This window comes from Paenibacillus sp. FSL P2-0089, assembly GCF_038595095.1.
Taxonomy (GTDB): Bacteria; Bacillota; Bacilli; order Paenibacillales; family Paenibacillaceae; genus Paenibacillus_AQ; species Paenibacillus_AQ silagei.
The window spans coordinates 7,244,747-7,267,512 of the sequence record NZ_CP152006.1; the positions used below are offsets into that span (position 1 = coordinate 7,244,747).

Genomic DNA, 22,766 nt, shown 5'->3' on the forward strand with positions numbered 1-22,766 from the left:
GCTTCATACCTCTCTTTGTAGCCTGATGCTACATTCGGACGTTGTTGTGGTGACGTAATCTATGAAATTCACAGAGCCGTTAAAGTTTAAATAAGCACCATTATTGCGATTTACATCCGGTCTGAAAATGCGCTCTGCCCTCCAGCACATCACCCAAAAACTTTTGGGATGCATTCAACTTGGCTTCTAACTCCTGGATTTCTTTGATTTTCTCCTTTACCAATGCTTCCTTCTTAATATACGAGCTCTCATTGATAAGTAAAACTATGTCATGGATCGTTAAACCTAAAGTGAGTAGCATTCTCACATCCTGCAAATAGGTGACCACTCCTTCATCGTATACGCGGTAATTATTTTCATCCCTCGAAATAAACTGTTCAGGAATCAACTGTTTGCGTTCATAGAAGCGCAAGGTGGATATGGGTAATTCCGTCAGCCTGGAAACTTCATTCGCTCTCATATTCTGCTCCTTCTAAATCAATCATTCATTTATATTTGCTATAAACCAAGGTTCATAGTTCAAAATAAAAATATGATAACCCGGGACAGCGCTACTGTCAAAATAATGGGTTACCATCAGAAGGAGTGTATTTATGCTAGAACCTATTCAAAATAATGATTTTGTCAACATTCTGACCGGCCGCCGTTCCATACGGCAGTACGATGAGAACATCAAAATTTCGGAAGAAGAAATGCACGCTATGATTCAAGAAGCAAGCTTGGCTCCCTCTTCCGCGAATATGCAGCCCTGGCGCATAATCGTGGTTCACTCCCCTGAAGGGAAAGACAAGCTTCGGCCTCTGGTCCAGTTCAATACGCGGCAAAATGATACATCTGCGGCGATGCTCATCATTTTGGGAGATACGCAGAGCGATTTATATGTAGAGAAAATCTATGATACTGCTGTGGAGCAAGGAAAAATGCCCAAAGACATACGCGACAAGCAGGTTGCGCAAATTCTGGGCATGTATCCGCAAATACCTAGAGAATTAAAGGTCGAAATTGCCAAAATCGATGCAAGTTTATTCGCGATGCAACTGATGCTGGTAGCCCGTGCTCATGGGTATGACACCAATCCGATGGCAGGCTTTGAACGTGATCAGATCGTTAGCACCTTTGATCTGGACGACCACAGGTATGTTCCGGTCATGATCTTATCCATCGGCAAGGCCAAAGATGAGGGCCATGAGTCCGTGCGCCTGGGTAGCGAGGAAATTACCTTTTGGCGCTAATGTGAATGTATGAACCTCACCGGTTCTGTGCTCCCCACTCGCACAGCTGCTCCAACACAGGTAGAAGGGTCTGCCCTTTCGGTGTCAGCGAATACTCCACTTTGGGCGGAATCTGCGGATACTCCACGCGCTTCACCAGCCCGTCAGCCTCCAATTCCTTAAGCTGCGCGCTGAGAACCTTGTATGTCACCGCTCCGAGCTGTCTATGCATTTCATTGAATCGAATCGAGGGTTTGGCGGACAGCAGATACAGAATCGCCATCTTCCACTTCCCGCCGATCACCGACATCGTATAACCGAATGGTGTGTCTTGGATCACCGTCTCCTTGCCCTTCAAATCTGAAATGCCCATGTTCACGCTATCCTTTCGGATAGTAGCCCACTTCTTTGTGCGTACTATCCCTTTATTTTTGCTCAGTCTATAATAGCTTTACTTTGAAGTAAAGGGGCTAAAGCAATGACAACCATTCGAACGTACAACCATACCCTCTGGGATCACGGGATTTCGCAGGGGTACCTTGTCGACAACACGCTGTATATCTCGGGACAGTTCTCCCATGATGCGGGGGGCAGCTTCGTTGGAGCAGGCGATATTCAGGCACAGATGACACAGACGCTGAAGAATTTGGATACCGTGTTACAAGAGTTCGGAGCGACCAAGGATAATCTGGCTTACGTGGAGCTGTATCTGACGAATGCGCAGGAGCACGGGGAAACCGCGATCGGACTGTTCAAAAAGTATGTCGGAGAGCATCGGCCGGCGGGGAGCATGATCGGGGTGACTTACCTGGCATTCCCGGAACAGTGGGTAGAGGTACGGGCTGTGGCGCATGTTGGTTAAGAAAAAGAGAGAGGGTTCATCTAAACAACGCTACTGGCAGAGTAATGTCAGTAGCGTTTTAGAATTTGCGGAATCTCTCCATCAGAGTAGTAGCGGATGGCCTTACCCGTTTTTCCAGCATACTCAATCTCATTTCTTGTGCTGTTGCCAATGTAGCCATTTACATCAATCACGAAGATTTCGTCAGAAAGATCAATCTTTCTAAAATGCAGATCTCCCAGTAACTCCGCTTGTTCTTCCGTGATTTCAAAACCTTCAGTTTGTTCAAAGAAGGCTACACTAATCACTATGTTTCCTTGTAGTGTAAGAAATGCATTAGCCCGTTCAAATTGCTTCTTGAATTTTGTAGAACCGCATAATGTAATTATTTTCATAGGCATATCCTTCCTGAGCCGTTTTAGATATTTTTCAGGTAACCCGTACACTGTTCGAATTCTTGCTGAAGCTTGGTTAACCACTTGCCCAGTTACGGAAAATCCAACTCCTCATCGATGATACGGAATATCTCCCTACTCCGCACCGGATAACGGGCATCCAGTTCCCCCCACTTGTGCTTCGGTAAAATCAAAAATTCGTGCGTATCCGAAAAATATGAGGCCTCAAACAGCCGGATTTCGTATTTGTCCCGGATCAGCTCCTGAAAGCCGCGAATCGTGATGTAGCGGTCATCTCCGCTAAAGGTAAGCGCAATCGAATGCATTTGTCCATTGTAGGTAACATCCAGTCCTTTGTCCGTAGGCGTCACCTCGACCGTTTCATCGGGAAGCTGTTTACCGAACAAACGGACGATCTCCTCGTCCTCCTCTCCCCAATCTACAATGACGCTGTTCGCAAAAACAAATTGCTGCAGCTGTTGCTCATCTCCTTCGAATAGCAATGTCAGCTCGCTGTCGCTTGGCATCCTCATCCCAGTATCCTCCTTGTGTTCACTTAATGATCAGGCCCAAACCAAATGATCTACAACTTGGTAGAATCTTATTTTTGCATAATCAATCTCTGATACACCATAGGATGAAAAAAATAACTTGACCCATTGCTCGCCGAAGTTTCTGATAATGCTCTTCTCAGCTACTGCCAAATCATAATAACGGTCCGCAATCCCGCAATTTCCCAGATCGATAAATCCACTTATAGAGTCATTAGCAATAATGATGTTTGGCAGGCTGTAGTCACCATGTGTGAATACTAAATCTTCTTTGAGTTCCCGAGAATAATTGTTGTTGAAGGGTACTGCATCTTCACATAAGTATGAGCATCTGGCGTATTAAATAGTAGCTGAAAAAGAGCCCCCGCAGGCACTTTTCTATACAATGAGGTTTGAAGCTCTCTGTGTGTGTATCCGATCACGAAGGTACCCTATCTATAAACGTTAAATCCTCAATATCATGTCTTACAGTGGAATGACCCTCTTGAATCCCTCTGCCCACACTTAATAACATAATGTCTTCATAGTGCTGGGGAATCTTGAGCACTTTAAAAAGAGCATCTTTATCATAACCTGACATCGTGATGGTCTGGTACCCTTTTTCGTTCAAAATAAGGACTAAGGCCATTGCAGCCAGACTGCCATCGCGGACCAGCTCTTTTAAATAATCTTGATTAGACATGTTTCGATAATAACCAAGGGCTGCATTTGTTAAATGCGCTTTAGTCTCTTGGGTGAAATAACCTTTCTCCAAAGCCTTGTCTTGAATAGCATGGATATTCTCAGCATGAAAAGTACGGTAATCCCCCAAGATCAAAATCAAATAACTGGAGGTTTCAACCTGCTCCTGGTTATATGCAATGGGTCTAACTTTAGCTCGCAACTCCTTATCCTCGATGAGTAAATAACGTGTACTCTGAATGTTATTTCCGTTTGGTGATTTGGCTGCCAGTTCAATCGAATCAAGGATTTCCTTTCTTTCAATCGCATAGTTTGGATCATAATGTCTGACCGATTTCCTTTGTAAAATAATATCCTGCAAACTCACTTTAACGCCCCCCGTAGATTAGATTTGCTATAATCATATTATCTGGAGCGTCTGCAATTGAAAATACTGCACTTTATAGTCACTAGGTTACTTCAAAGTAAGGAGGATATCATGAATACAATAAATACAGGTTTTGATGTGGTACAAAATATCATTAGTGGTAAATGGAAAAGCATTATCCTGTATCAATTAGGATATGAGCATAAGCGCACAAAAGACTTACTCAAGATTTGTGAAGGCGTCTCACATAAAGTTTTAAACGAACAATTAAAGCAACTGCAACAGGATGGATTAGTTAATCGAGCCGTGTATGCAGACGAGGTTCCCATTAGAGTAGAATACTCAATAACAGACTATGGACGGACATTGCTTCCATTATTAAAAGAAATGTGTGATGCGGGCGATAACCATCTTAAAAGAGAGGGGATCACCGCAGGTAATAATACAATCTGTGAACATTCTAAATCACTGTGATCGATAACCATGAAACCCTTTTAAGACCTTACGTAAATGAAAACAGCACCATACTCTTCACTAATGAAGAACATGGCGCTGTTAATATTTCTCAGTTATGCGAATGAAGAGACATTGGTAGCTAACTTCTATTAGATTGAGCAGCAGACAGACGCCTGTGTTTCCAGAACCGTACCCATCCACCTGGCGACTTCCTGATGAGCCGGGTGGATAAGGTATTCATCCATGTCTTCTAAGGAAGCAAACTTGGTGATCAGGATCAAATCGTATGCTGAAGGACCAGGGCGAACATTAGCTTCAGTCTGAACATCGAGAAGAACGTTTATTTTCCCTCTCAAGCCTAGTAGAACGGTTTGAGCTTGCTCGATATGCTCCGGTCTCCGGTCCTTCAGCTTCAATAACACATGATTTAGTATCATCTTTGGGTTCCTCACGTTCCTTATCTGATTAGCCTTTGTCTACTTATTCCAATCCTTTAGACAGCCGGATCGCAAGCTGCTTAATCTTATCGTTGCGAATCTGAAAATAAAAATCCAAATAGAGAGGGTCCGGGAGGCCGGTTTTGTCGAAATCCCCATCAACCTTGAAAACTACTACGTTTTCTTCCCCTTGCTGTTTATTCTGTATGGGTTCAAGTGTTATGTTAGCTCCAAAATGATATTCGGCACTCCATTGTTTGATAGCAGCTTTGCCTGCCCACTCTTTACCTTCATCGAGAACAAGTGCATCTTCCGAAAAGCAGCCGACATAAGCATCCGGATCGGGTTTATTGGTAGCGGCTATAAAATCTAGTATTACTTGCGGAAGCAGATTAAGATTAGGCTCCATATGATCAACTCCTTTGTAATCTTTGAATACAAGGCTAGTGTAACCCACAGAACCTGACAGCTGCGTGTCTAGTTATCTGTAATATTTATTTGTTCAGGACAAACCTGCCCGATAGGGAAATACCTCAACTGAGCTTCAGATACTGAAGTAGCTGTCCGAAATCCGCGGAATAGACATTTTCAATTCCATGGTAGCCTTCTCTTTGCCCAATAACGCGGGAAAACTTCGCGTACAGTCGATTTAGATAAATGTTGTCGATCTGAGCGCAAAATTGTAGATAGTTAACGCCACAATTCTCTGCGACAATTTGTTGTACCAAATAGCGGAACCCCTGAATAAATACGCGACTGCTGCGATAGGAGGGGTGGACAATGACAGAATTAACAAAAACAATTTCACCTTTGGGATCAAATTCATTCTCAGTATTGAGATAGCGATAATGCCCCCAACCTATCATTGCCCCCATCTTGTCCGTTATTAATATAATGTGGGAGTTGGGGATGAATTCCAACACATGTACAAGTGCATCCGCAAGTGAGAATTGGCGGTTAAAATCTTTTCGGTTTCGGATAAAATATAAAGTAAACTGCGCATAATCTTCATCATTTTGACAATTCCGGTAATGGGCAAGCATAAACCGCCCCACCTCCTAATCGTTCATATGAGCTTAGCTATCTCAAGAATCACAACAGAGCAAGCACTGAGAAATGAAATAGTCTTCATTTCTGAACTTCATTACGTATGCTTGCCATTCCTTGAAATCGGCATGATATTCATCAATCCCACCTTGCTGTGTATCCCATGTCGCTGTTTTCTCTGCAAGCTTGGTTAGAAGTCTTTGCAGCCGGAGATGGACCGGGACCCAAAAACGGAGCTCAACAATAGGCTCAGGTAGTTGTGATATATATTGCACCAGAAATTGCAGACTCTCTAGGAACAGCCGGCTTCGGCGATACGTTTCAATAAAGAAAACAATCTGGATTTGTGCCACATGCGTATCCTTGTATTGGTTCTCCGCAGTCCCGGAAATGTAACCAATCGCCCCGACAACTTCATCCTCATCGTTGAAGCACAAGATAGCTTCTTTTTGCATTAGAACAGAGCTTGCCAGAAAACTCAGCGAGATTGAAAAAGGATAAGGCAGATTTAGTTCATTGTAATGTTCCAATAGAAATATCATGTATTTATCCTGATAGCTCTCTGAACTGCAGACTTGAAAGTAATAGCTCATCTGATTAATTCCAACTCCTTGCATTATGTAGATCTGTTCTTTTTCTTACTTATCGGATGAATGTTGTCCCACAAGAAAAAGCTGCCCGAAAGTCCAAAGACTTAGGTGCAGCTCTTCCCGTACCGAATGCTTATTTCGCAGGCGCTGTTCTCACTTGCTCGCTGTTCACAAGTAGGTTCACTACAATTTGTAGCGGTCCCCTGCCACCTTTGTTATTAAATCCGCTTCTTGGTGGAAACATATATGTCACTCCTTTCCTCTTTTCAGATACTCATTGCTTACTTCGACATTTTATTACATTCCAGTCCACACATACATACCTAAAAAGGGGTATATTTCACTTTTGGATGGATTCACATTCAGTTGATTGAATTGATATAAAATTGAAATAGTTAGCTTATTTCTTTATACATTTGATGATAATGGTTGGAGGACTTAAACGTGCCTTCATCCCCGAATACCATGTAGTCGGTGAACTTTCGTCTGTCTCAGGAACTCGTGATTCTTCAATTACCCGTTCTATAAAAAAGCCAGCATTTGAAAGTTCATTTAATATTGTGCTGACTTTTCGATGGTGCATGATCACGGGTACTCCACGCCAAGTTACCTTATAAGGTCCTTCGGAATGATAGGATTGAGTATAGGTTATTTTGTCATCCTCATACATCAGTCTGCTTTGTATGGGATGTTCCCAACTAAATAACAATACCCCGCCGTTTTTTAGTCTTTTGTAGATGTTAGATATTGTCCGTGCCATATCGACTGTCCAGCCTAATGCATAAACAGAGAATACGATATCAAAATATTCACTGGGCAAGTCATCTATGTTTTCCATAGACATTTGTTGTATGTTCCCGGTCAATCTGTTCTCCTGGAGCAGTTCCTTAGCGTAATTAACCTGAGTCGTCGATAAATCAATTCCCCAGATATCCCCTGCGCCTCTGCTTGCCATGTACAAGAGCGAGTGTCCACTGCCACAGCCTATCTCAAGTACTGTCTTGCCAGTAACATCACCTAGAAGATGCAATTCATCCTCTGTAGGTGCATATGGCCCATATTGCGGCAAAGCATGTATTCCAAAATATTGATCAGCTACTTCATCCCATCCTGCTTTGTTGATCTCAAGCATTTCTTTTTGATCTTGCATGACTTCCCCTCCTATTGGTCTTCTTTAGTGCATCTATTACCCCTGCCTTATGTGATCGACGTTCCGGTTCATCAGATGCCGAACCACCCTACCAGGAGATCATTCATAGCTGGGTTGAAATGCTATATGAAGATAAATGGTAGAATGTTGAAGGATTTATAGTGGAACGAAAATGATACCAACGTGCAAAAAGAAGGAATCGTTCAGGATTTCGGAATTTACGACAGTACCTTTTGTATTACACTGGCCGTAGCCATCCTGCAACCATCCTCTAAAAGATTAAGCGTCTTCCCATTAAGGAGAGTCGTTGTGCAATTGTGCAATCATCATGGGAAACAATAGGGAACGTTCCGTGCTCATCTTTTAACTCCTAGTTCTTCGTTTTGCAAATTCTGCATTGATTCATTTTTTCATCGGACAATATTTGGTAAACATCAAAGGAGCCCTGCCATATACATCCATTTTTCCTGCTGGAGCTAATCATTCAGTCATAAATTATCCTTACCTCCTACTTCAATAACCGCTCAAATTCAGCACCATTAATCATAAAATATGAACTACACTTAAGCTACGGCAAATAGCACAAACCAATGGCTTGCGCTTTTGTTTCTAATTAGCATGCCTACTATATCCTGAATATCAGACAGAGTTTGACTCAGAGATATCATTAAATGATCTATTGCTGCTGATACATACCAGTTATCACCACTGGGATGGCCACATGCATTGCTTCCGCGATAATCAAGAAATCTTCACGGCTTATCCCGAAGTGGCCGGTACGGAAGGGGTAGCCCCAATTCCGCTGGCCGCGTGTGAAGGCCAACCGATCAAGTAAGCCCTTGATTCTCGCCTCCTGGCAGGGAACATATGCAATATTCCTGCGGTAAGGTACGAACGTCGCGGACATCGCATATTCGTATACACGGTCGTCCATAACCCGGCCAATGGCGGTGAACGCTTGCAGCGGCTCGCCTTCTCCTATCTCCATGCGGGGAGAATAATACACAAGCCAATCCCCAGGCTGCATCCTGCGTAACGGCGCTGCTTTACCGTGACACATCTGGGCAAAGCCGCCACTAACGCCCCCCTGCGCGTGGTTCGCTGAGACGACCCCTATCCAATATGAAGGACTTCCATTTTCCGTATCCTCGAATTTACGCAACGTTTCTTTCGTATCCATTGCCGAACGCAACTCCTTTTTACTTAAGCTGAATCCAGTATACTAAAACGCTACTGACAGCGGTTTGTCAGTAGCGTTTTAGTGAGGCTTTCGAACAGAACTTCCTTATTATTAAAATATCGTATCCCGTTAGTTTACAGCCTAGCGAGTTCGAAATTGTACCAAGACAGATAAATGCATAAAACTGCCTCTGCAAAGAAGATTATGGAAATTTTAAGATTTCTCCGCATTAGCATACTTACGATATCCTGAATATCGCTCTCTGCTGAGGTGACCAAAAACTCTTCATTCTGATATGCAAACAGCTGAACCAAATTAACTTCAAGCGGCGATTTAATTTTTTTATCGTATTATTCTTCACATGCTCTAAGACTTTACAATGATAAACTTGTTAATATGCCTTATGGCACTATGGGAGGGAATATAATGAGCAAATACGACGAAGCCATGAAGCTGCTGGAAGAACAAGTGGGGAACAAGGACGGCCTAATCTCTTTGTCCACCATCGTGCTGGAACCGGGGGCCAATGGCACAAGCCGTCCCGCCGCCCGCATTGTGGATGCCTATTATGAGGACGGCGCGTTCTACACCGTCACTTACGCGACCTCAGGCAAGATGCAGCAGATCGCCCAAAACCCCGAAGTCGCCGTATGTATCATCGTCGAGAACTTTACGGCAGATGGTATCGGTGAAAACCTGGGCTGGGTATGTGACGAGAAAAACGCCGGGATGATGACCAAGCTGCGCACAATATTCGCCGATTGGTATAACGAAGCCAATAACGATGAGGACCCTAACACATGCCTGCTGCGCATCCGCCTGACCAAGGGCCTGTGGAATGACGCCCATAAAGGGATCAGAAATGAGATTGATTTTGTCAATAAGACGGCAAATTAAAGAATAATCGTATTTTCGGTACATATCTCTGCTGGTGAACTACCATCCACCTAAGAGGTGGCGGCTTCTTGGTCAATGAAGCTACTGCTCCAAGTTTACCCAAGCTCAAAGGCTAGTCCCTAGCCCAATCATTGCAATATCACATGGCTAGTTTCAGTAGGTTTTGAGCAGCGTTTACATCGCGATCATGATGCACGTTACATTCTGGACAAGTCCACTCTCGCAAGGCGAGATTCTTCACCTCTGCGTTCTTATAACCGCAACAGGAGCAAAGCTGACTGCTTGCATAGTGCTTAGGGGCAATAATAAGTTCTCTGCCATACCATTGAGCCTTATATTCAAGCATCGAACGGAACATACTCCAAGATACCTCGCTAATCGCTTTTGCAAGTTTGTGATTCTGCATCATATTCTTTACACGTAAGTCTTCCATCACGATAACTTGGTTTTCGTTTATCATTTTGGCAGACGTTTTATGCAAGAAGTCTTTACGCTGATTCGCTATTTTTTCATGTAGCTTGGCAGCTTTCAGCCTAGCCTTATGACGGTTATGGCTTCCCTTCTTCTTCCGCGATACATCCTTTTGCAGCTTCGCTAATCGCTTTTCAGACGTACGCAAGTATTTAGGATTGGATATGATTTCGCCATTTGAAGTCATAGCAAAGTCTTTCAGCCCAAGATCAACGCCAATCTTCGTATGTATTTTGGGCAACTGGACGATATCCGTTTCAACCAATACGGAAGCATAATACTTTCCCGTTGGTGTTTTTGAAATTGTGCATGATTTGATCAGCCCCACGAATGGGCGGTGCAGCTTGATTTTAATGCCAGTTTTCAGCTTTGGAATCTTGAGATATCCATCCTCTATAGCCACTGTTCCATTTTGGTTATTCGTTGTGAAGCTATGATTATTCGTCTTCTTGCTCTTGAATTTAGGAAATCCCGTTTTCTTATCCCGAAAAAAATTCTTATAAGCCTTGTCTAAATTCAGTTGGGTATTCGCTAAGGCAAGGCTATCGACTTCTTTCAGCCAGTCGAATTCCTTTTTGTATTGTGCGGGTGTATTCCTCAGCATCGTTTCCGTTTGCTTGTAATGTTCAATTTTATCTGCAAGCATTCTGTTGTAGATGAAGCGAACGCATCCGAACACTTTAGCGAAGTAGTGTTGTTGCGCATGGCTTGGATAGATACGGTATTTGTAGGCTTTCAGCAATGGCGATCACCCTTTCACCCCTTGGTTTTCGATGTATTTTTGAATGACGTCTATTGGCGCTTCACCCGTTGTAAGCAAGCAATAGGAGCGTGACCAAAAAGCCTCTTTCCAAAGTGATGTTCGGAGGGTAGGAAACTCCTTCTTGATCAGCCTGGATGATGCACTCTTATAAGCGTTGAGAAATTTAGAAATGTCGGTATTAGGATGAGTTTTCATTAGGATCTGAACGTGATCCCTGTCATGATTCCATTCCTGCAAAGTCACATTGTAAGTAGTCTGAATGGATGCAAATATCTCTTTCAGACGTTCGGATATGGGATCTGTAATGACTTTCCTACGATACTGGATGACTAGAATAAGGTGAAAGTGAAGGGAGAACACTGAATGGTTATTCGAATCTAATTTCATTGATTTCACTGACCTTTCCAAGATACGACTGAATACTTTTATTATAGCATCTTAGGCGGTTAGAATCCATGTAGATTAGACCGTTTCCATTCATCCCCCACTTAAAGAAGATGGGAGAATTCTGTCAACTGAGGGTTAAATTCTTTACATTCGAAAATCCCGTGCTACTATCCTCTGTCAGAGTTACATCTATTTTTGTTATACCTTCAGGTACTCTCCCCATGTCGAAATTAATTTTATGAACTTTTGTATTGCCCACTTTCTCGGATGGTAAAAGAGTAGCTACACCCGTTGTTTATTGATGAAACTTTCCTTATCATTGCCCTTACTTGAGCGGGTATACTCTATGTATATCACAGTAAAGATGGAACGCTAGAGGAGGCAGCGCCTGTATGGAGAACCATGACTTTTCATCCGCATTGGGGGAATTCATCAAATCACGCAGACACCGGCTTCAGCCTGAACATGCGGGAATCAACCCCTTGCCTGGCCGAAGACGTACTCCGCGTATCTCGCGCCCCAAAGAACATTGAGGAACCCAATTTAGATGCCATTCTCACGCGTTGTTCACCGTAATGTATCTAAGCATAAAGTACGGGAGCATGATTGGGGTGACTTACCTGGCCTTTCCGGAACAGTGGGTAGAGGTTTGGGCTGTGGCGCATTTATGAATCCGAGCGACTCAGCTTTAGGCTCTGCCCTGATCTCCGTTCTCCAGCATATCCAGCAACAGACTGGCAAGCGGAGCCGGAAATTGCACGCTTTGCGCCTCTGACAGCAACAGACCGACATCCTTCTGCGGAATTTTGCTTGCGGATACGGATGCTGACTTTTCGGCAATCATTTTGCCGTAGCTTTGATAGATTGGGGCGGTAAACAGTGTGCTGGTAAGCATATTTACCGCCGCAATGGGATCAACACCGCTGCGCTCAGCTATTCCTAGTGCTTCTTCCATGGAGCGTGCGGCGGAGACAATAAGGAAGTTGCCGATCAGTTTGACCATTACAGCCGAACCGGCTTCCTCGCCGAAGTCGAAGATCCCTTTAATCGGATTCCGGGATGTACTCGATTTACTTGTTTTGAAACACATCAACCGCTCCATTAATCAAAGGATGTACTTTAATGTCGTAGTCAACATTAATCTTCATATTTTCCCAATGCTTCATCCATTGCTCATCTGTTATTTCTTTAGAAAACGCCTTAAGCGAATGGGTTCCGACCTCTAAGGGATCGACTTTCCAACGTTGCATTCTTTTTAATAAATCTGACGTTTGTTCCTCAAGGTAGACCTCAATTTCATGGATTAAATGTTCCAATTGTTCCTCACTTTGAATATTCAATTCTCCCTGGTATTCCTCAATTCTTCCTTTCAATCCGACATGTAAAGACAAGGATGAATAGTCCCTTGATAGTTTCATGCGAACGTTGGATCGAATACGTCCTAAACTGATTGATAACTTTGGAATGGCCAAGACTTTTAGGAAATGATTGTTATCCAGAAGTTGAAAAATATTATCGTCCACGTCTTGAATGACCATTACTTCTTTATCGTTTTGGAAGAGGGCGGTTCCTACGTAATCGAAATTGTTCTTATCCGAATGAAAAACCGGCAGGATCGGATCCTTAAAAGGGGAATATACCTTCTTCATAAATTTATGAATATTGACGATGCTCATTTCACCTTGATTATGCTCCTCGTAATGCTTTAACATCCGATACAGAAAATAATCTTGGTTGTCTTGCTTCGTCAATTGATTTTTTATGTATTCATCAAAATCACCTCTGACAATCAACAAATAGACACGCATTGAAATATCGGGATCAACCAGTATGGTATTGATCAGCTTTTCAATGCCTCCCTTTTTTGCCAGCTCCTCATTAATTAATAACATTCGCAGCTGCCCCTGCTTTAATTCCCGGTAATAAATCAAATTAAACTTCTGGTCTCCCTGCTTTAACAGATTGACTTCCTTGGAGAGAAGACGTTTTTTTTCTTGGATGAGCGGTGGTACTAAAGTGCTGATTTTCAACTTTCCTTCCGTCCCCTTGTCAATCGACCAGAAAACTACCGGAGCAATCTCTTCGATCTTATTGTTCTCAACATATGGAGAAGAACAGCCGGCCATCCACATAAGGCTTACAATCGCCAATAAACCATAGTGCTTGTATGGTACCATGCCTACATACTCTCCTTTCGTTTAACTGCAATGAAAAGGATCGTAGGAATAAGTAAATAAATGCATGAGCCGATCCAGATTTGAAGGTTCAGTAACATCTTTTGACCCGGAACCGTTTGCCATAACCACTGATCCATTAAGATGATGCTTATCAAAATGACGAACCAGCTCGATAATAATCCGAACCGAGTCGTGCGTTCTTTCATTTTTCTCATAAAGATTCTTCCGGCTCCATAAAAACATAATAGAAGAATTGAAATGTCAAACACATAATTAAACATATGGAACGAGATAAGGATGTAATCGATTCGTTCTAAACCGTTCGTTTGAATGTAGCTTCCCATATATCCTATCGGAAAATCGATCTTGCGTAAGTAGTACGAACCGTAAAACAATACCGAAGCAACGAACAATAATACATATTCCATGATCGACATCATATTTCCAATGACCAGGTATTTCGATATTTTTTTTTTGGAGCTTAACCATGGAACCATAAAAACCAAATATACCGGACTGGAAAATGCCGACCAAATAAACAACAAACTTTGCCATGATTGTCCTGACCATTCGGTGGGTATGAGAGGATACAAATCGCGGTAATTTGCATCCGGTTGAAAGAAAAAAGGAATAAACATAACTGAGATCCAAGCCCCGCAAAGAAAGGCGATGACGACAAAACGCAATGTATTCTCCATTCCATGTGAAGCCACATATAAGCTGATCAAAAGAATGATTAAGATCAGCCATCTTTTATCCATAGATGGAAAAATAAAATTATGAAGCATTTCAACGTATCCCAGAGTGACGATTGAAATTTTCAACAAAATTATCAAAAATCCAAGTAATGCAAAAACTTGAACTGTCCGTTTCCCGAAAAGCTGTAAAAATCCTTGATAGCCTTTCGCTGCATAACTGGAAGTAAACCATTTGGACATCATCATCAAGTTAAGCTGGGACAGTAGGCCCATCACGACAATTCCCCAAACCATATACGGATGAACCAAATAAACCGGCATGATCAAAATAAAATAATGCATTTGCATGCGATTCACTAAGAGAAGGAAATAGATACCGCCAAGAGTGGAAGTTCGATTAAATAAGGATATACTTTTCACTTCTTCATCTCCTGTCGCCATTTCCGTAGCGGTTTTAGATATTTCGGACGCGTTTTCATCCAAATTAATGGGCCGCGGATAAAGAGGTCATTCCAATCCTTCCCATAAAATGGAGCGATCGGTGCTAAATAAGGTTGACCTAATGACGTTAATGCATGAAGATGTGCAAGAATCCCGATTAGCCCGATCACGATTCCCGGCAACCCAAGAAACGATGCAAGAATAAGAAGAAGAATTTGCAGCAGCACCATTGATTTTGTCACTTGATAATTGGGAACTAAAAAGAAAGCAATAGCGGATATGCCCATCAACACGATCAGTACTTTACTTGCAAAGCCTGCTTCTACTGCAGCTTGTCCAATGACGATACCACCGATAACCCCCAATGTTTGACTGGTTTTGGTCGGCATCCGCAAACTTGCTTCTTTGATGATTTCCAGCGTTATGATCATGAAAAATCCTTCCGCAAACGGAGTAAATGGCAATTTGCTTCTCGATTCCAATAATACGTAAAGAAGCGGCAGCGGAACCATTTGGTAATGAAATGTCGTTAACGCAACATAAAAAGGGATCATCGTCAAAGAAACAATAAAACTTCCGTACCGGATTAAACGTAAAAAACTGGCTACCGGCCAACGAAGGAAGTAGTCTTCCGGAGATTGGAGCAGATGGAAAAAAGTAATGGGAGCAATTAAAGCAAACGGTGAATTGGCAACCAATAGCGTCAGCTTTCCCTCACCTAAGGCGTAGGCACAGGCATCCGGCCGATCCGTTTGTAGAAACTGCGGAAAGACCGTATGGTTATGATCTTCAATAAAAGCTGCAAGCTGAGAGGAGTCTAAAAATTGATCAAAATCCACACTTTCAATTTTCTTTCTTGCAAGAATAACAAATTCTGGATTAGTTAATCCGTCTATGTACATTAACACAACTTTCGTTTTACTCAGTGAACCGATAGTAAAGCTTTCCGTTTTTAATGTCGTTATAGGCAAACGTCTGCGCAACATTGTAATGTTTTTATCGAGTTGTTCACTGAAGCTGTCTTTCGCTCCATATATAACGGTTTCCGTTTGGGAAGGTTCAACTGCCCGGCCAAGAGGGTTTTCCAGTTGGACGCCTAACCACTGATCGTTGACGGAATCGTTTAGAAGAATACATCCTTGCATTATCTTTTGCTCAGCATCTTCGACAGATAGAACTTCCGAAACTTTGGCATTGGTTATGCATGAAGAAAGCGAACTGCAAGCAGAACGCTGAAGCGGCTGAATAATTGTCTCGTTTAAACGCTCTGAATCGATTAACGTTTTTATGTATAAAAGATGGACTGACGCACTGGGGCCCATTCTGAGCTCAACAATTTCGGCATCATCCATCTGGTTTAATTTCTGTTTTAATTCATCAAGCCATGTTTCAACCATAGTCTTCTCCTTCATTAAAGAATTCTGAATCCTGCGGTTGTATCTTGCCCTTTAATCTCAAAAGTTAAACTACATTATGGTCATCTGATATTACTTAGTATGAACTCTCGCCATGCTACCCCTGCCTGATGTGATCGACGTTCCGGTTCATCAGATGCCGGACCACCCTGCTATAGATTATTTTCTTGAACGGGCTGAGCCCTTGCGGATGACCACTGAAGAAGGCATCGGGGCTGTCGTAGATCCCGAAATCCTGCACAATTCCTTCTTTTTGCACGTAGGTATCATTTTCGTTCCAATAGATATCCGGCTTTTGAAAATTATCGGTGGCAACGCCATACCCGCAAAATGAACCCGTACACTGTTCAAATTTCTGCTGAAGCTTGGTCAAATAGGGAATATCCAGTATAAACCCTTCGATGTTCAACCACTTGCCTTCATATAGCACTTCAACCCAGCTATGAATAATCTCCCGGGGGGACAATTTGTAATACCACCCTTTCATTGCCCCCTTTTGCAGCTTCTTATCAATGGCAAATCCATGCATACGGCAAGGCACGCCCACAGCCCTTAACAACGCCATAAACAGCACACCCTTTGTATTACACTGACCGTAGCCATCCTGCAATACTTCCGATGCCGGAATATCATCCGCCCGGTTATAGCCGAACCGGATTTCATCACGGACGTAGTTATAGATGCCGAGAATTTGGTCCTTCCTGGACATCGAATCCCACTGGCGGCTGTGAACAATTTGCCGGATCAATGAGTGAGAATAGTTCAGCAATTCAGTTTCCTTCAAGTATGCACTCATGGAACACACCTCCTGCACCCATTTTACGGTTAATGCAGGCTGGAAACTTTTAAAAAGACGCTATCTTTACGGATATCCTTCGCCGTCATACCCAACAACTGCTTGCTGGTGGCAGCGAAATGGGACGGACTGTCAAACCCTGCAGCCATCGCCGCATCCGTAATGGTGAGCCCTCCAAAAATGAAGTAGGTTGCCTTTTGCAGCTTGTGCAGCACCATGTATCCGCTAAGGGAAATGCCCGTATTTTCTTTGAAAAGATGCGACAATCTGCTGTTGGACAAACCTAACTGCCGGGCGTATTGACTGACGGAGTGTTCGGAGTCGGTGCAATCTTTGATGAGCTGAATAAACTCTTTTATCCTCGGATCAACAATAGCGGTGTTCATCTGCTGTACGCCCAATAGCATCAGGAGTTGTCCCAGAAAAGAACGATAGCTGTCCGGGTCCTTAACGCCGGCATACTCTTCTTGCACAAATTCGCGGATGCTGTTCATCATTCCTTGCGTAAACACATGGTACTTCTGCCCCTCCAGAACCCGCTTAAAGCTCGCAGCCAGCTCAGAGGTGCTGTCGATCAGAAGGAGCATCAACGGGTGTCCTGCCTCTTTTAACCGATGAACGACGTTCGAATTAATAATGATGCCTGGACAACTCAAGCTTTGCCCCGCCACCTCAATGTCAAATTCGCCCGTTAATGAGATCGTCACCTGTAAAAAAGAATGCCGGTGCTCTTCCGCATCAATCGAATCAGACACCACCATCAAGTGATGCTCCGCTCCATATAAATTCATCATGTTCTAATCACTCCAGGCTTATTTCCTTATAAAATTACGAAGGTACCCGATCTATAAACGTTATATCTCAATTTGCGAGCATTCTAAATCACTGTGATCGAAACATAAGTGCTAAGATCCTGATTTTATCATTAAGTCCAGCTTATTAACATAAGGGGTGAGCGCCTTCAATAACTTTTCTTGATTCTGTATCTCTTCAGTGGAAAGCCGGTCCATATGGACACTTCCATCAGAATCAGTTGCCTTGGCATCATAGCCTTGCAGCTCAACGATTATTGGTTTAATCTCCCTAAACTCCTGTTTAGTAAGCTTCTGTTCAGCTTTTTCAAGCAAGTTATCCCAGAAGGCAACCCGATCTACATCAGATGCCCTTGCCTTGGGGACTTCCATTTCGTTCAATTTATTGAAATAGGGTTCAAGCTCCGTCTGTAATTTCTTATATGCCTTCTGTTCTTCTGGATCAAGCTGTTCCAAGTGAAAAACGCCCGCGGCATCTGTCGCTAACAGATTGTAACTGCCCAATTCCTTCAATAGTAACATCGCGCTGGTCATTTCTTTCTCGCTAAAAACGTGCTTCATACTTTGCAGTTTGGTCTCGAACTCCTCATATTTTTGCTGGGTCACTCCAATGGTAGCTGCTGCTTCTCTAGAACCATATACACCATCTGCCAAATAATGATAGCCAGCAAAAGCTCCAGTTGGAATGATTAATGTAGCTGCCAAAACAACTGCCACGAGCCACTTCCTTTTCATTCGTCTTCCCCCTTGTACGGTTATGATCTGATTTAGTATTTTTTCCTTCAGTTCCGGTGGCGCTTTTATATTTCTTGCCTCTTCCTGCAGGACTATTCGTAACTTTTCATTAAAATTCATGCAGATCCTCCACCTTTCCCTTATAAAGGGATTGATTCTCTGGCTTGTGACGTAACTTGCGTAGTGCAGCATGAATACGGGATTTCACGGTACCGAGAGGGATACCCAGGATCGCGGCACTTTCTTCCTGTGATAATTCATTTAAATAATGTAGAATGATCACCTGCTTCAGCTTATATGGGAGACTTTCTACACTGGCAAGTAAGGATTTATTGGAAATCCCATCCACAACCTCACTTGTGAATTCAGGTTTCATTCCCAAGTTGACCTGCTCTGCCTTTTTGAGAATTCTGAGCTGCGTCCACCTCTTTCTTCGATAGGCATGAATCTGCCGCATTGCTATCCCCATAAGCCAAGGTCTAAAGGGACGACTGACGTCAAATTGTTCAAGGGATCTGCGCATTTGAATATAAATCTCCTGAACAATATCATCCACCTCGGATTTTTGGCGAACGAGGAAATGCACGGTTTGATATACATCCTTGATCGTAGCCTCATATAGCTCATTGAAAGCTTCACTACTTCCGGCTAGCGTAAGTATAATGAGCTGAGAGTAATCTTTTGGATGCTCCATCCTTCCCCCTCCTTCGGACTTACACTATATATTGGTCAATAGAGAATATTTCGTTCGATTTTTTTCAGCCGCTACATTTATCATCCATAATGACAGTATTGTTAATGAAAGCTACTTTGGCTCATATGAGTATCATTCAAAGATACAATCTGTAATGCCGTCAACCCGGTTTAATGTTGCTTCAGTAAGAAAGTCATATATTGGCTTTGCGATCAGCTTGGCCTTATACCAAAATAAGCTCTCAAGCATTGATGATTATATTTCAGATTACTTAGAGGATCTAAACCTAGCTGCTGTAAAGGGGGTGAGAGTAAGACATTTATTAACGCATACTCACGGGCTCAAAAATAACCATGAAAAACTTTTTCCGCCGGGAACGAATTGGAAATATAACAATATAGGGATCAATATGCTCATTAGATTAATACGAAAGTTATTTGAAGCGCCCCTGTCAGAGGTCCTTCAACAATATGTTTTTAAACCTTGCAAATTCATTGAGACAGGCTGGTGTAAGAATAGAGAAGCCAATTTAGTATGGTTAAATGAAGAATATGCTGATGACCAAGGGGGAGACGCCAATCTTTTTGTAAGTGCCCGTGAATTGGCTTTTTGGGGTTACCTTCACCTGAACCGTGGACTCGTTAATGGACAACAAATTGTTCCGAAATAGGTTATAGAACAAGCTACAACTAATCAGAGCCCAGCAAATCTTGATGATACATTGCCTAGGAATGGCTTCGCTTGGTGGATTCAGGATAAGCCTAGAGCTATTTCTGAAATAGGAAACACCGTCCCACCCGGATCTTACCAAATGCTAGGCCTAACTGGCTGTGCCTGTTTGATTATTCCTGAACATCGGATAGTCGCGGTTAGAATGTATAACCAAGTAGGCCCAAATCCGCCAGGGTACGACTACTTGGAGGATATTAAGGCATTTGGAGACAAAGTCTTATCGTGTACTTTGAATTAATGATAAATTCCACTAGTCGTTTTACCACTACTTATGATACGGTTCACCGCGCTGTCTGTAACGGCAAGGGTTGAGGCTGAATTCAGCCTCTTTATACGTCTAACCCCTTGCCGCCAACGGGGCGAAGTCGAACCGGTTCTACGCCTGCGATTAAAGGACGGGCGCGTTGAATGACGGCCAGCACGTCTTCGTTCTTAAGAGAGTCGGCATGAGCCTCGGCATTGCTCCACAGCTCAGTAACCCAGATCGTATCGGGGTCGTCTTCGGATTCATTGATAATATAGAGCTCACAGCCCACCATATCCTTCAAGCTACGAGAAGCTTCCAGCAGTAATGAAACGAGTTCATCCCGTTTCCCGGGGCTGGCCGTCAATTTTCCGTACATCGCAAATTTGTTCATATCTACTCCTCATCCCTTCTTATCCTCTGATTTTATTTGCATCGCTTCGTAGTATTTAAACATTTCGAGGCTGACCCCAGCCATTCGGTCGATTAGTATTTGCGGCTCAAGTATCTTGAGAGACTTCCCGTACGGAAGAAGAAAGTATGGAACATATGTCCGCAGCGACGGTTCTCCTAGCTTAAAAAGAGCTTCGCCGGGCTGCCTGCGTTCGATCAGCGCATGACCAAACAGCCAATGCTTACACAGCTCGTTAAGCGCGTGTTCGTGTCCCTGAATCCTTACGATGACTAGCGTCTCGGCTTCGAGCGAATCCGGAAATAAAGAATGCAAGAGGAAATCCCTCGCGGAAAAGGCAGCCGGACGTTCGAAGCGGGTATCCCCCGCCGCCAAGCGGACGATGCGATCCACCCGGAAGCTTCGGATCTCTTGCCGCAGCCGGCAAAACCCTGCAACGTACCATATCCCTTTCCAATGCACGATGCCGTAGGGGTCGAGGACCCGATGGCTGGGAGTAAGCTCCGGTCCTTTGGCATAGTCCATGTTCAGCGACTCTCCCCGGGCTGTGGCCTCCTCTAACCGTTTGAGCAATTCAAGTTCTCTCGCGTCCGTGGGTGTCTGGATGACGGCAAGCCCGCTGCTATGTCTATTAATCCACTCAAGTTGCTCTTCATTCGTGTATCGCTTCAGCTTATCGACCGCTCGAGAGAGCGCATCCGTGAACGGATAGCCCGCTTCCCGTGCGAAGACGGATGCATGTACGAGTGCCTTCTGCTCTTCGGAATCGAAGAGCAGCGGAGCATCGACGAAATCACCGAGAAGCCAGTAACCGCCGTTCGGACCGGAATCGGCAATAATCGGGGCTCCGCTCGCACACAGTGAATCAATGCACCGGTATACGGTGCGAACATGAATCTCCAATTCGTCTGCAAGCTGCTCTGCCGTCACCCGCTTTCCCGAACGAAGCAACCATAGGATGGACAGCATATTATCTGCTTTTGACAAACCGTTCTTCACTCCCTAGACCATTTATTTCATTGTAAAGGAACTTAGATTAAAGGCGCTATCCCTTTCTCGACCCAAGTATCGTAATTCGGACCGTAAACATCAGGTATTCGAAGTCCGGCCTGGCGCATGAGAACGGTCATCTGTCCGCGATGATGCGCTTGGTGCATGATCGTATAACGAAGGGAACCTCCGTTCTGCCAAGCTTCCTCGTGAATCATGACCGACTCGCGCAAAGATTCGTCACTCCACTGCGTTCGAACCGCATCCAGCAAATTCTTGCTGATCCGCCGATACTCCGAAGCTATAAATGCAGCAGAATCCGGAGCCTCTTCGCCTCTCGAGGGACCTTCGAACGTGAGCCCCAAAGCTGTCATGTAGTGCGGCGATTGAACCAGATGCCAGGCAATTTGTCCAAGCGTTCGTCGGCCTTCGATAACCTCCTGTCCAAGAGAATCATGCGTAAGTGCATCCAGTAAGGTAGCGGTTAATTCCGCCTCGCTAGTCCATTCCGCAGCAAAGTCTTCAATTCTTATAAACATTTTCTATTCCTCCAGTCCATTATTGGCTTACACACGACAAGCATACAAAAAAAACACTGACAGTTACGGTCAGTGTTTTTGACTCAACACGAATTTTTTTTTTGAAGTAACTGATATACAACAGTTTGCCATGTCCATATCCGTCTCTACCATCCTCGCTAATAACTTGTCTTTATTAACGTTACGGTTCAGCTTACCGAGTCTATCGGCGAAAATTTACGGAAAATCCAGCTCGACATCGATGACACGGAATATCTCCCTACTCCGCACCGGATACCGGGCATCCAGCTCTTCCCACTGCCGCTTCGGTAAAATCAAAAATTCGTGCGTATCCGAAAAATATGAGGCCTCAAACAGCCGGATTTCGTATTTGTCCCGGATCAGCTCCTGAAAGCCGCGAATCGTGATGTAGCGATCATCTCCGCTAAAGGTAAGCGCAATCGAATGCAGTTGTCCATTGTAGGTAACATCCAGTCCTTTGTCCGTAGACATCACCTCAACCGTTTCATCTGGAAGCCGTTTACCGAATAACCGGACGATCTCCTCGTCCTCCTCTCTCCAATCTACAATGACGCTGTACGCAAAAGCAAATTGCTCAAGCTGTTGCTCATCTCCTTCGAGTAGCAATGTCAGCTCGCTGTCGCTTGGCATTCTCAT

30 protein-coding genes and 2 pseudogenes are annotated in these 22,766 nt (G+C 43.7%); 5 read left to right on the forward strand and 27 right to left on the reverse strand.

The window, feature by feature from the left end; all coding sequences use genetic code 11:
• Positions 1 to 100: 100 nt before the first annotated feature.
• The gene (locus NST69_RS30875; RefSeq protein WP_036722979.1) at positions 101 to 460 is read right to left on the reverse strand and encodes a MerR family transcriptional regulator; all 360 of its coding nucleotides are present in this window, start codon (positions 458 to 460) and stop codon (positions 101 to 103) included.
• Between the two features lie 133 nt (positions 461 to 593).
• Between NST69_RS30875 and NST69_RS30880 the strand changes: the two genes are divergently transcribed.
• A complete protein-coding gene (locus NST69_RS30880) occupies positions 594 to 1,232 on the forward strand; it encodes a nitroreductase family protein (RefSeq protein WP_036722980.1) in 639 nt (212 codons plus the stop codon).
• 16 nt (positions 1,233 to 1,248) lie between these two features.
• On the opposite strand, the gene NST69_RS30885 is transcribed toward NST69_RS30880, so the two are convergent.
• Positions 1,249 to 1,584, reverse strand: coding sequence for a helix-turn-helix domain-containing protein (locus NST69_RS30885; RefSeq protein WP_036722981.1), 336 nt, complete (start codon positions 1,582 to 1,584; stop codon positions 1,249 to 1,251).
• Between the two features lie 105 nt (positions 1,585 to 1,689).
• Here NST69_RS30885 and NST69_RS30890 point away from each other — a divergent pair, with 105 nt between their 5' ends.
• The gene (locus NST69_RS30890; RefSeq protein ID WP_036722982.1) at positions 1,690 to 2,073 is read left to right on the forward strand and encodes a RidA family protein; all 384 of its coding nucleotides are present in this window, start codon (positions 1,690 to 1,692) and stop codon (positions 2,071 to 2,073) included.
• Between the two features lie 47 nt (positions 2,074 to 2,120).
• Here the strand turns inward: NST69_RS30890 and NST69_RS30895 are convergent, their stop codons facing one another.
• The 4 genes and pseudogenes from NST69_RS30895 to NST69_RS30910 all read right to left on the reverse strand — a co-directional run bounded on the left by NST69_RS30895 (position 2,121) and on the right by NST69_RS30910 (position 4,046).
• A complete protein-coding gene (locus tag NST69_RS30895; RefSeq protein ID WP_036722984.1) occupies positions 2,121 to 2,447 on the reverse strand; it encodes a hypothetical protein in 327 nt (108 codons plus the stop codon).
• 92 nt (positions 2,448 to 2,539) lie between these two features.
• Positions 2,540 to 2,980: a hypothetical protein gene (locus NST69_RS30900; RefSeq protein ID WP_036722985.1), complete on the reverse strand. Its 441-nt coding sequence runs from the start codon at positions 2,978 to 2,980 to the stop codon at positions 2,540 to 2,542.
• Between the two features lie 30 nt (positions 2,981 to 3,010).
• Positions 3,011 to 3,268 (reverse strand): annotated as a pseudogene (locus tag NST69_RS30905) (phosphotransferase); the annotation flags it as partial.
• A gap of 148 nt (positions 3,269 to 3,416) precedes the next feature.
• Entirely contained in the window at positions 3,417 to 4,046 is a 630-nt protein-coding gene (locus NST69_RS30910; RefSeq protein WP_342548002.1) for a nitroreductase family protein, read from the reverse strand.
• A 111-nt stretch (positions 4,047 to 4,157) separates the two neighbouring features.
• Here NST69_RS30910 and NST69_RS30915 point away from each other — a divergent pair, with 111 nt between their 5' ends.
• Positions 4,158 to 4,520, forward strand: coding sequence for a winged helix-turn-helix transcriptional regulator (locus tag NST69_RS30915; RefSeq protein ID WP_036722989.1), 363 nt, complete (start codon positions 4,158 to 4,160; stop codon positions 4,518 to 4,520).
• Between the two features lie 131 nt (positions 4,521 to 4,651).
• Here the strand turns inward: NST69_RS30915 and NST69_RS30920 are convergent, their stop codons facing one another.
• From NST69_RS30920 to NST69_RS30945, 6 genes are all read right to left on the reverse strand, one after another.
• Positions 4,652 to 4,939: a Dabb family protein gene (locus NST69_RS30920; RefSeq protein ID WP_342548003.1), complete on the reverse strand. Its 288-nt coding sequence runs from the start codon at positions 4,937 to 4,939 to the stop codon at positions 4,652 to 4,654.
• A 43-nt stretch (positions 4,940 to 4,982) separates the two neighbouring features.
• A complete protein-coding gene (locus NST69_RS30925; protein WP_036722990.1) occupies positions 4,983 to 5,348 on the reverse strand; it encodes a nuclear transport factor 2 family protein in 366 nt (121 codons plus the stop codon).
• A 124-nt stretch (positions 5,349 to 5,472) separates the two neighbouring features.
• Complete coding sequence (locus NST69_RS30930) at positions 5,473 to 5,982, reverse strand: N-acetyltransferase (protein ID WP_036722991.1); 510 nt, start codon at positions 5,980 to 5,982, stop codon at positions 5,473 to 5,475.
• 42 nt (positions 5,983 to 6,024) lie between these two features.
• A complete protein-coding gene (locus tag NST69_RS30935) occupies positions 6,025 to 6,528 on the reverse strand; it encodes a hypothetical protein (RefSeq protein ID WP_235191781.1) in 504 nt (167 codons plus the stop codon).
• 448 nt (positions 6,529 to 6,976) lie between these two features.
• Complete coding sequence (locus NST69_RS30940; RefSeq protein ID WP_036722994.1) at positions 6,977 to 7,726, reverse strand: class I SAM-dependent methyltransferase; 750 nt, start codon at positions 7,724 to 7,726, stop codon at positions 6,977 to 6,979.
• 676 nt (positions 7,727 to 8,402) lie between these two features.
• On the reverse strand, positions 8,403 to 8,906 hold the full coding sequence (locus NST69_RS30945) for an EVE domain-containing protein (RefSeq protein WP_051477825.1): 504 nt from the start codon (positions 8,904 to 8,906) through the stop codon (positions 8,403 to 8,405).
• Positions 8,907 to 9,332: 426 nt separating this feature from the next.
• Between NST69_RS30945 and NST69_RS30950 the strand changes: the two genes are divergently transcribed.
• Positions 9,333 to 9,803 (forward strand): pyridoxamine 5'-phosphate oxidase family protein, encoded by a 471-nt coding sequence (locus tag NST69_RS30950; RefSeq protein ID WP_342548004.1) that lies wholly within the window; start codon positions 9,333 to 9,335, stop codon positions 9,801 to 9,803.
• 139 nt (positions 9,804 to 9,942) lie between these two features.
• Here the strand turns inward: NST69_RS30950 and tnpB are convergent, their stop codons facing one another.
• The 11 genes and pseudogenes from tnpB to NST69_RS31005 all read right to left on the reverse strand — a co-directional run bounded on the left by tnpB (position 9,943) and on the right by NST69_RS31005 (position 19,192).
• Positions 9,943 to 11,016 carry an IS200/IS605 family element RNA-guided endonuclease TnpB gene (gene tnpB / locus NST69_RS30955; protein ID WP_036722997.1) on the reverse strand — a complete coding sequence of 358 codons (1,074 nt, stop codon included), beginning with the start codon at positions 11,014 to 11,016 and terminating at the stop codon, positions 9,943 to 9,945.
• A gap of 6 nt (positions 11,017 to 11,022) precedes the next feature.
• The gene (gene tnpA / locus NST69_RS30960) at positions 11,023 to 11,424 is read right to left on the reverse strand and encodes an IS200/IS605 family transposase (RefSeq protein WP_036722998.1); all 402 of its coding nucleotides are present in this window, start codon (positions 11,422 to 11,424) and stop codon (positions 11,023 to 11,025) included.
• A 136-nt stretch (positions 11,425 to 11,560) separates the two neighbouring features.
• Positions 11,561 to 11,716: pseudogene (locus NST69_RS30965) on the reverse strand (tellurium resistance protein); the annotation flags it as partial.
• A gap of 396 nt (positions 11,717 to 12,112) precedes the next feature.
• Positions 12,113 to 12,514, reverse strand: coding sequence for an NAD-binding protein (locus tag NST69_RS30970; RefSeq protein WP_235191782.1), 402 nt, complete (start codon positions 12,512 to 12,514; stop codon positions 12,113 to 12,115).
• A complete protein-coding gene (locus tag NST69_RS30975; RefSeq protein ID WP_036722999.1) occupies positions 12,495 to 13,601 on the reverse strand; it encodes a Ger(x)C family spore germination C-terminal domain-containing protein in 1,107 nt (368 codons plus the stop codon). The genes NST69_RS30970 and NST69_RS30975 overlap by 20 nt, the downstream gene beginning before the upstream one ends.
• A gap of 2 nt (positions 13,602 to 13,603) precedes the next feature.
• Complete coding sequence (locus NST69_RS30980; RefSeq protein ID WP_036723001.1) at positions 13,604 to 14,719, reverse strand: GerAB/ArcD/ProY family transporter; 1,116 nt, start codon at positions 14,717 to 14,719, stop codon at positions 13,604 to 13,606.
• Positions 14,716 to 16,137, reverse strand: coding sequence for a spore germination protein (locus NST69_RS30985; protein ID WP_235191784.1), 1,422 nt, complete (start codon positions 16,135 to 16,137; stop codon positions 14,716 to 14,718). Before NST69_RS30985 ends, NST69_RS30980 begins: the two co-directional genes overlap by 4 nt.
• 115 nt (positions 16,138 to 16,252) lie before the next feature.
• Entirely contained in the window at positions 16,253 to 16,951 is a 699-nt protein-coding gene (locus tag NST69_RS30990) for a transglutaminase family protein (protein ID WP_036723003.1), read from the reverse strand.
• A 29-nt stretch (positions 16,952 to 16,980) separates the two neighbouring features.
• Positions 16,981 to 17,745, reverse strand: a complete 765-nt coding sequence (locus NST69_RS30995) for an AraC family transcriptional regulator (protein ID WP_036723004.1) — start codon at positions 17,743 to 17,745, stop codon at positions 16,981 to 16,983.
• A gap of 111 nt (positions 17,746 to 17,856) precedes the next feature.
• Positions 17,857 to 18,618, reverse strand: coding sequence for a DUF3600 domain-containing protein (locus tag NST69_RS31000; RefSeq protein ID WP_036723006.1), 762 nt, complete (start codon positions 18,616 to 18,618; stop codon positions 17,857 to 17,859).
• Positions 18,608 to 19,192 (reverse strand): sigma-70 family RNA polymerase sigma factor, encoded by a 585-nt coding sequence (locus tag NST69_RS31005; RefSeq protein WP_036723007.1) that lies wholly within the window; start codon positions 19,190 to 19,192, stop codon positions 18,608 to 18,610. The genes NST69_RS31000 and NST69_RS31005 overlap by 11 nt, the downstream gene beginning before the upstream one ends.
• A gap of 31 nt (positions 19,193 to 19,223) precedes the next feature.
• Here NST69_RS31005 and NST69_RS31010 point away from each other — a divergent pair, with 31 nt between their 5' ends.
• Positions 19,224 to 19,862: a serine hydrolase domain-containing protein gene (locus NST69_RS31010; RefSeq protein WP_162174665.1), complete on the forward strand. Its 639-nt coding sequence runs from the start codon at positions 19,224 to 19,226 to the stop codon at positions 19,860 to 19,862.
• A gap of 391 nt (positions 19,863 to 20,253) precedes the next feature.
• On the opposite strand, the gene NST69_RS31015 is transcribed toward NST69_RS31010, so the two are convergent.
• From NST69_RS31015 to NST69_RS31030, 4 genes are all read right to left on the reverse strand, one after another.
• Positions 20,254 to 20,562, reverse strand: coding sequence for a putative quinol monooxygenase (locus NST69_RS31015; protein WP_036723008.1), 309 nt, complete (start codon positions 20,560 to 20,562; stop codon positions 20,254 to 20,256).
• Positions 20,563 to 20,571: 9 nt separating this feature from the next.
• Positions 20,572 to 21,567, reverse strand: a complete 996-nt coding sequence (locus tag NST69_RS31020; protein WP_342548005.1) for a WYL domain-containing protein — start codon at positions 21,565 to 21,567, stop codon at positions 20,572 to 20,574.
• Positions 21,568 to 21,611: 44 nt separating this feature from the next.
• Positions 21,612 to 22,109 carry a DinB family protein gene (locus NST69_RS31025; protein WP_340957005.1) on the reverse strand — a complete coding sequence of 166 codons (498 nt, stop codon included), beginning with the start codon at positions 22,107 to 22,109 and terminating at the stop codon, positions 21,612 to 21,614.
• Positions 22,110 to 22,325: 216 nt separating this feature from the next.
• Positions 22,326 to 22,766: a hypothetical protein gene (locus NST69_RS31030; RefSeq protein WP_036723012.1), complete on the reverse strand. Its 441-nt coding sequence runs from the start codon at positions 22,764 to 22,766 to the stop codon at positions 22,326 to 22,328.

What these genes read in the sequence shown, in the direction of transcription:
- NST69_RS30875 (WP_036722979.1), bottom strand. Translation starts at nt 460, where the DNA reads ATGAGAGCGAATGAAGTTTCCAGGCTGACGGAATTACCCATATCCACC.
- NST69_RS30880 (WP_036722980.1), top strand. Translation starts at nt 594, where the DNA reads ATGCTAGAACCTATTCAAAATAATGATTTTGTCAACATTCTGACCGGC.
- NST69_RS30885 (WP_036722981.1), bottom strand. Translation starts at nt 1,584, where the DNA reads ATGGGCATTTCAGATTTGAAGGGCAAGGAGACGGTGATCCAAGACACA.
- NST69_RS30890 (WP_036722982.1), top strand. Translation starts at nt 1,690, where the DNA reads ATGACAACCATTCGAACGTACAACCATACCCTCTGGGATCACGGGATT.
- NST69_RS30895 (WP_036722984.1), bottom strand. Translation starts at nt 2,447, where the DNA reads ATGAAAATAATTACATTATGCGGTTCTACAAAATTCAAGAAGCAATTT.
- NST69_RS30900 (WP_036722985.1), bottom strand. Translation starts at nt 2,980, where the DNA reads ATGAGGATGCCAAGCGACAGCGAGCTGACATTGCTATTCGAAGGAGAT.
- NST69_RS30915 (WP_036722989.1), top strand. Translation starts at nt 4,158, where the DNA reads ATGAATACAATAAATACAGGTTTTGATGTGGTACAAAATATCATTAGT.
- NST69_RS30920 (WP_342548003.1), bottom strand. Translation starts at nt 4,939, where the DNA reads ATGATACTAAATCATGTGTTATTGAAGCTGAAGGACCGGAGACCGGAG.
- NST69_RS30925 (WP_036722990.1), bottom strand. Translation starts at nt 5,348, where the DNA reads ATGGAGCCTAATCTTAATCTGCTTCCGCAAGTAATACTAGATTTTATA.
- NST69_RS30930 (WP_036722991.1), bottom strand. Translation starts at nt 5,982, where the DNA reads ATGCTTGCCCATTACCGGAATTGTCAAAATGATGAAGATTATGCGCAG.
- NST69_RS30935 (WP_235191781.1), bottom strand. Translation starts at nt 6,528, where the DNA reads ATGATATTTCTATTGGAACATTACAATGAACTAAATCTGCCTTATCCT.
- NST69_RS30940 (WP_036722994.1), bottom strand. Translation starts at nt 7,726, where the DNA reads ATGCAAGATCAAAAAGAAATGCTTGAGATCAACAAAGCAGGATGGGAT.
- NST69_RS30945 (WP_051477825.1), bottom strand. Translation starts at nt 8,906, where the DNA reads ATGGATACGAAAGAAACGTTGCGTAAATTCGAGGATACGGAAAATGGA.
- NST69_RS30950 (WP_342548004.1), top strand. Translation starts at nt 9,333, where the DNA reads ATGAGCAAATACGACGAAGCCATGAAGCTGCTGGAAGAACAAGTGGGG.
- tnpA (WP_036722998.1), bottom strand. Translation starts at nt 11,424, where the DNA reads ATGAAATTAGATTCGAATAACCATTCAGTGTTCTCCCTTCACTTTCAC.
- NST69_RS30970 (WP_235191782.1), bottom strand. Translation starts at nt 12,514, where the DNA reads ATGTGTTTCAAAACAAGTAAATCGAGTACATCCCGGAATCCGATTAAA.
- NST69_RS30975 (WP_036722999.1), bottom strand. Translation starts at nt 13,601, where the DNA reads ATGGTACCATACAAGCACTATGGTTTATTGGCGATTGTAAGCCTTATG.
- NST69_RS30985 (WP_235191784.1), bottom strand. Translation starts at nt 16,137, where the DNA reads ATGGTTGAAACATGGCTTGATGAATTAAAACAGAAATTAAACCAGATG.
- NST69_RS30990 (WP_036723003.1), bottom strand. Translation starts at nt 16,951, where the DNA reads ATGAGTGCATACTTGAAGGAAACTGAATTGCTGAACTATTCTCACTCA.
- NST69_RS30995 (WP_036723004.1), bottom strand. Translation starts at nt 17,745, where the DNA reads ATGATGAATTTATATGGAGCGGAGCATCACTTGATGGTGGTGTCTGAT.
- NST69_RS31000 (WP_036723006.1), bottom strand. Translation starts at nt 18,618, where the DNA reads ATGAATTTTAATGAAAAGTTACGAATAGTCCTGCAGGAAGAGGCAAGA.
- NST69_RS31005 (WP_036723007.1), bottom strand. Translation starts at nt 19,192, where the DNA reads ATGGAGCATCCAAAAGATTACTCTCAGCTCATTATACTTACGCTAGCC.
- NST69_RS31015 (WP_036723008.1), bottom strand. Translation starts at nt 20,562, where the DNA reads ATGAACAAATTTGCGATGTACGGAAAATTGACGGCCAGCCCCGGGAAA.
- NST69_RS31025 (WP_340957005.1), bottom strand. Translation starts at nt 22,109, where the DNA reads ATGTTTATAAGAATTGAAGACTTTGCTGCGGAATGGACTAGCGAGGCG.
- NST69_RS31030 (WP_036723012.1), bottom strand. Translation starts at nt 22,766, where the DNA reads ATGAGAATGCCAAGCGACAGCGAGCTGACATTGCTACTCGAAGGAGAT.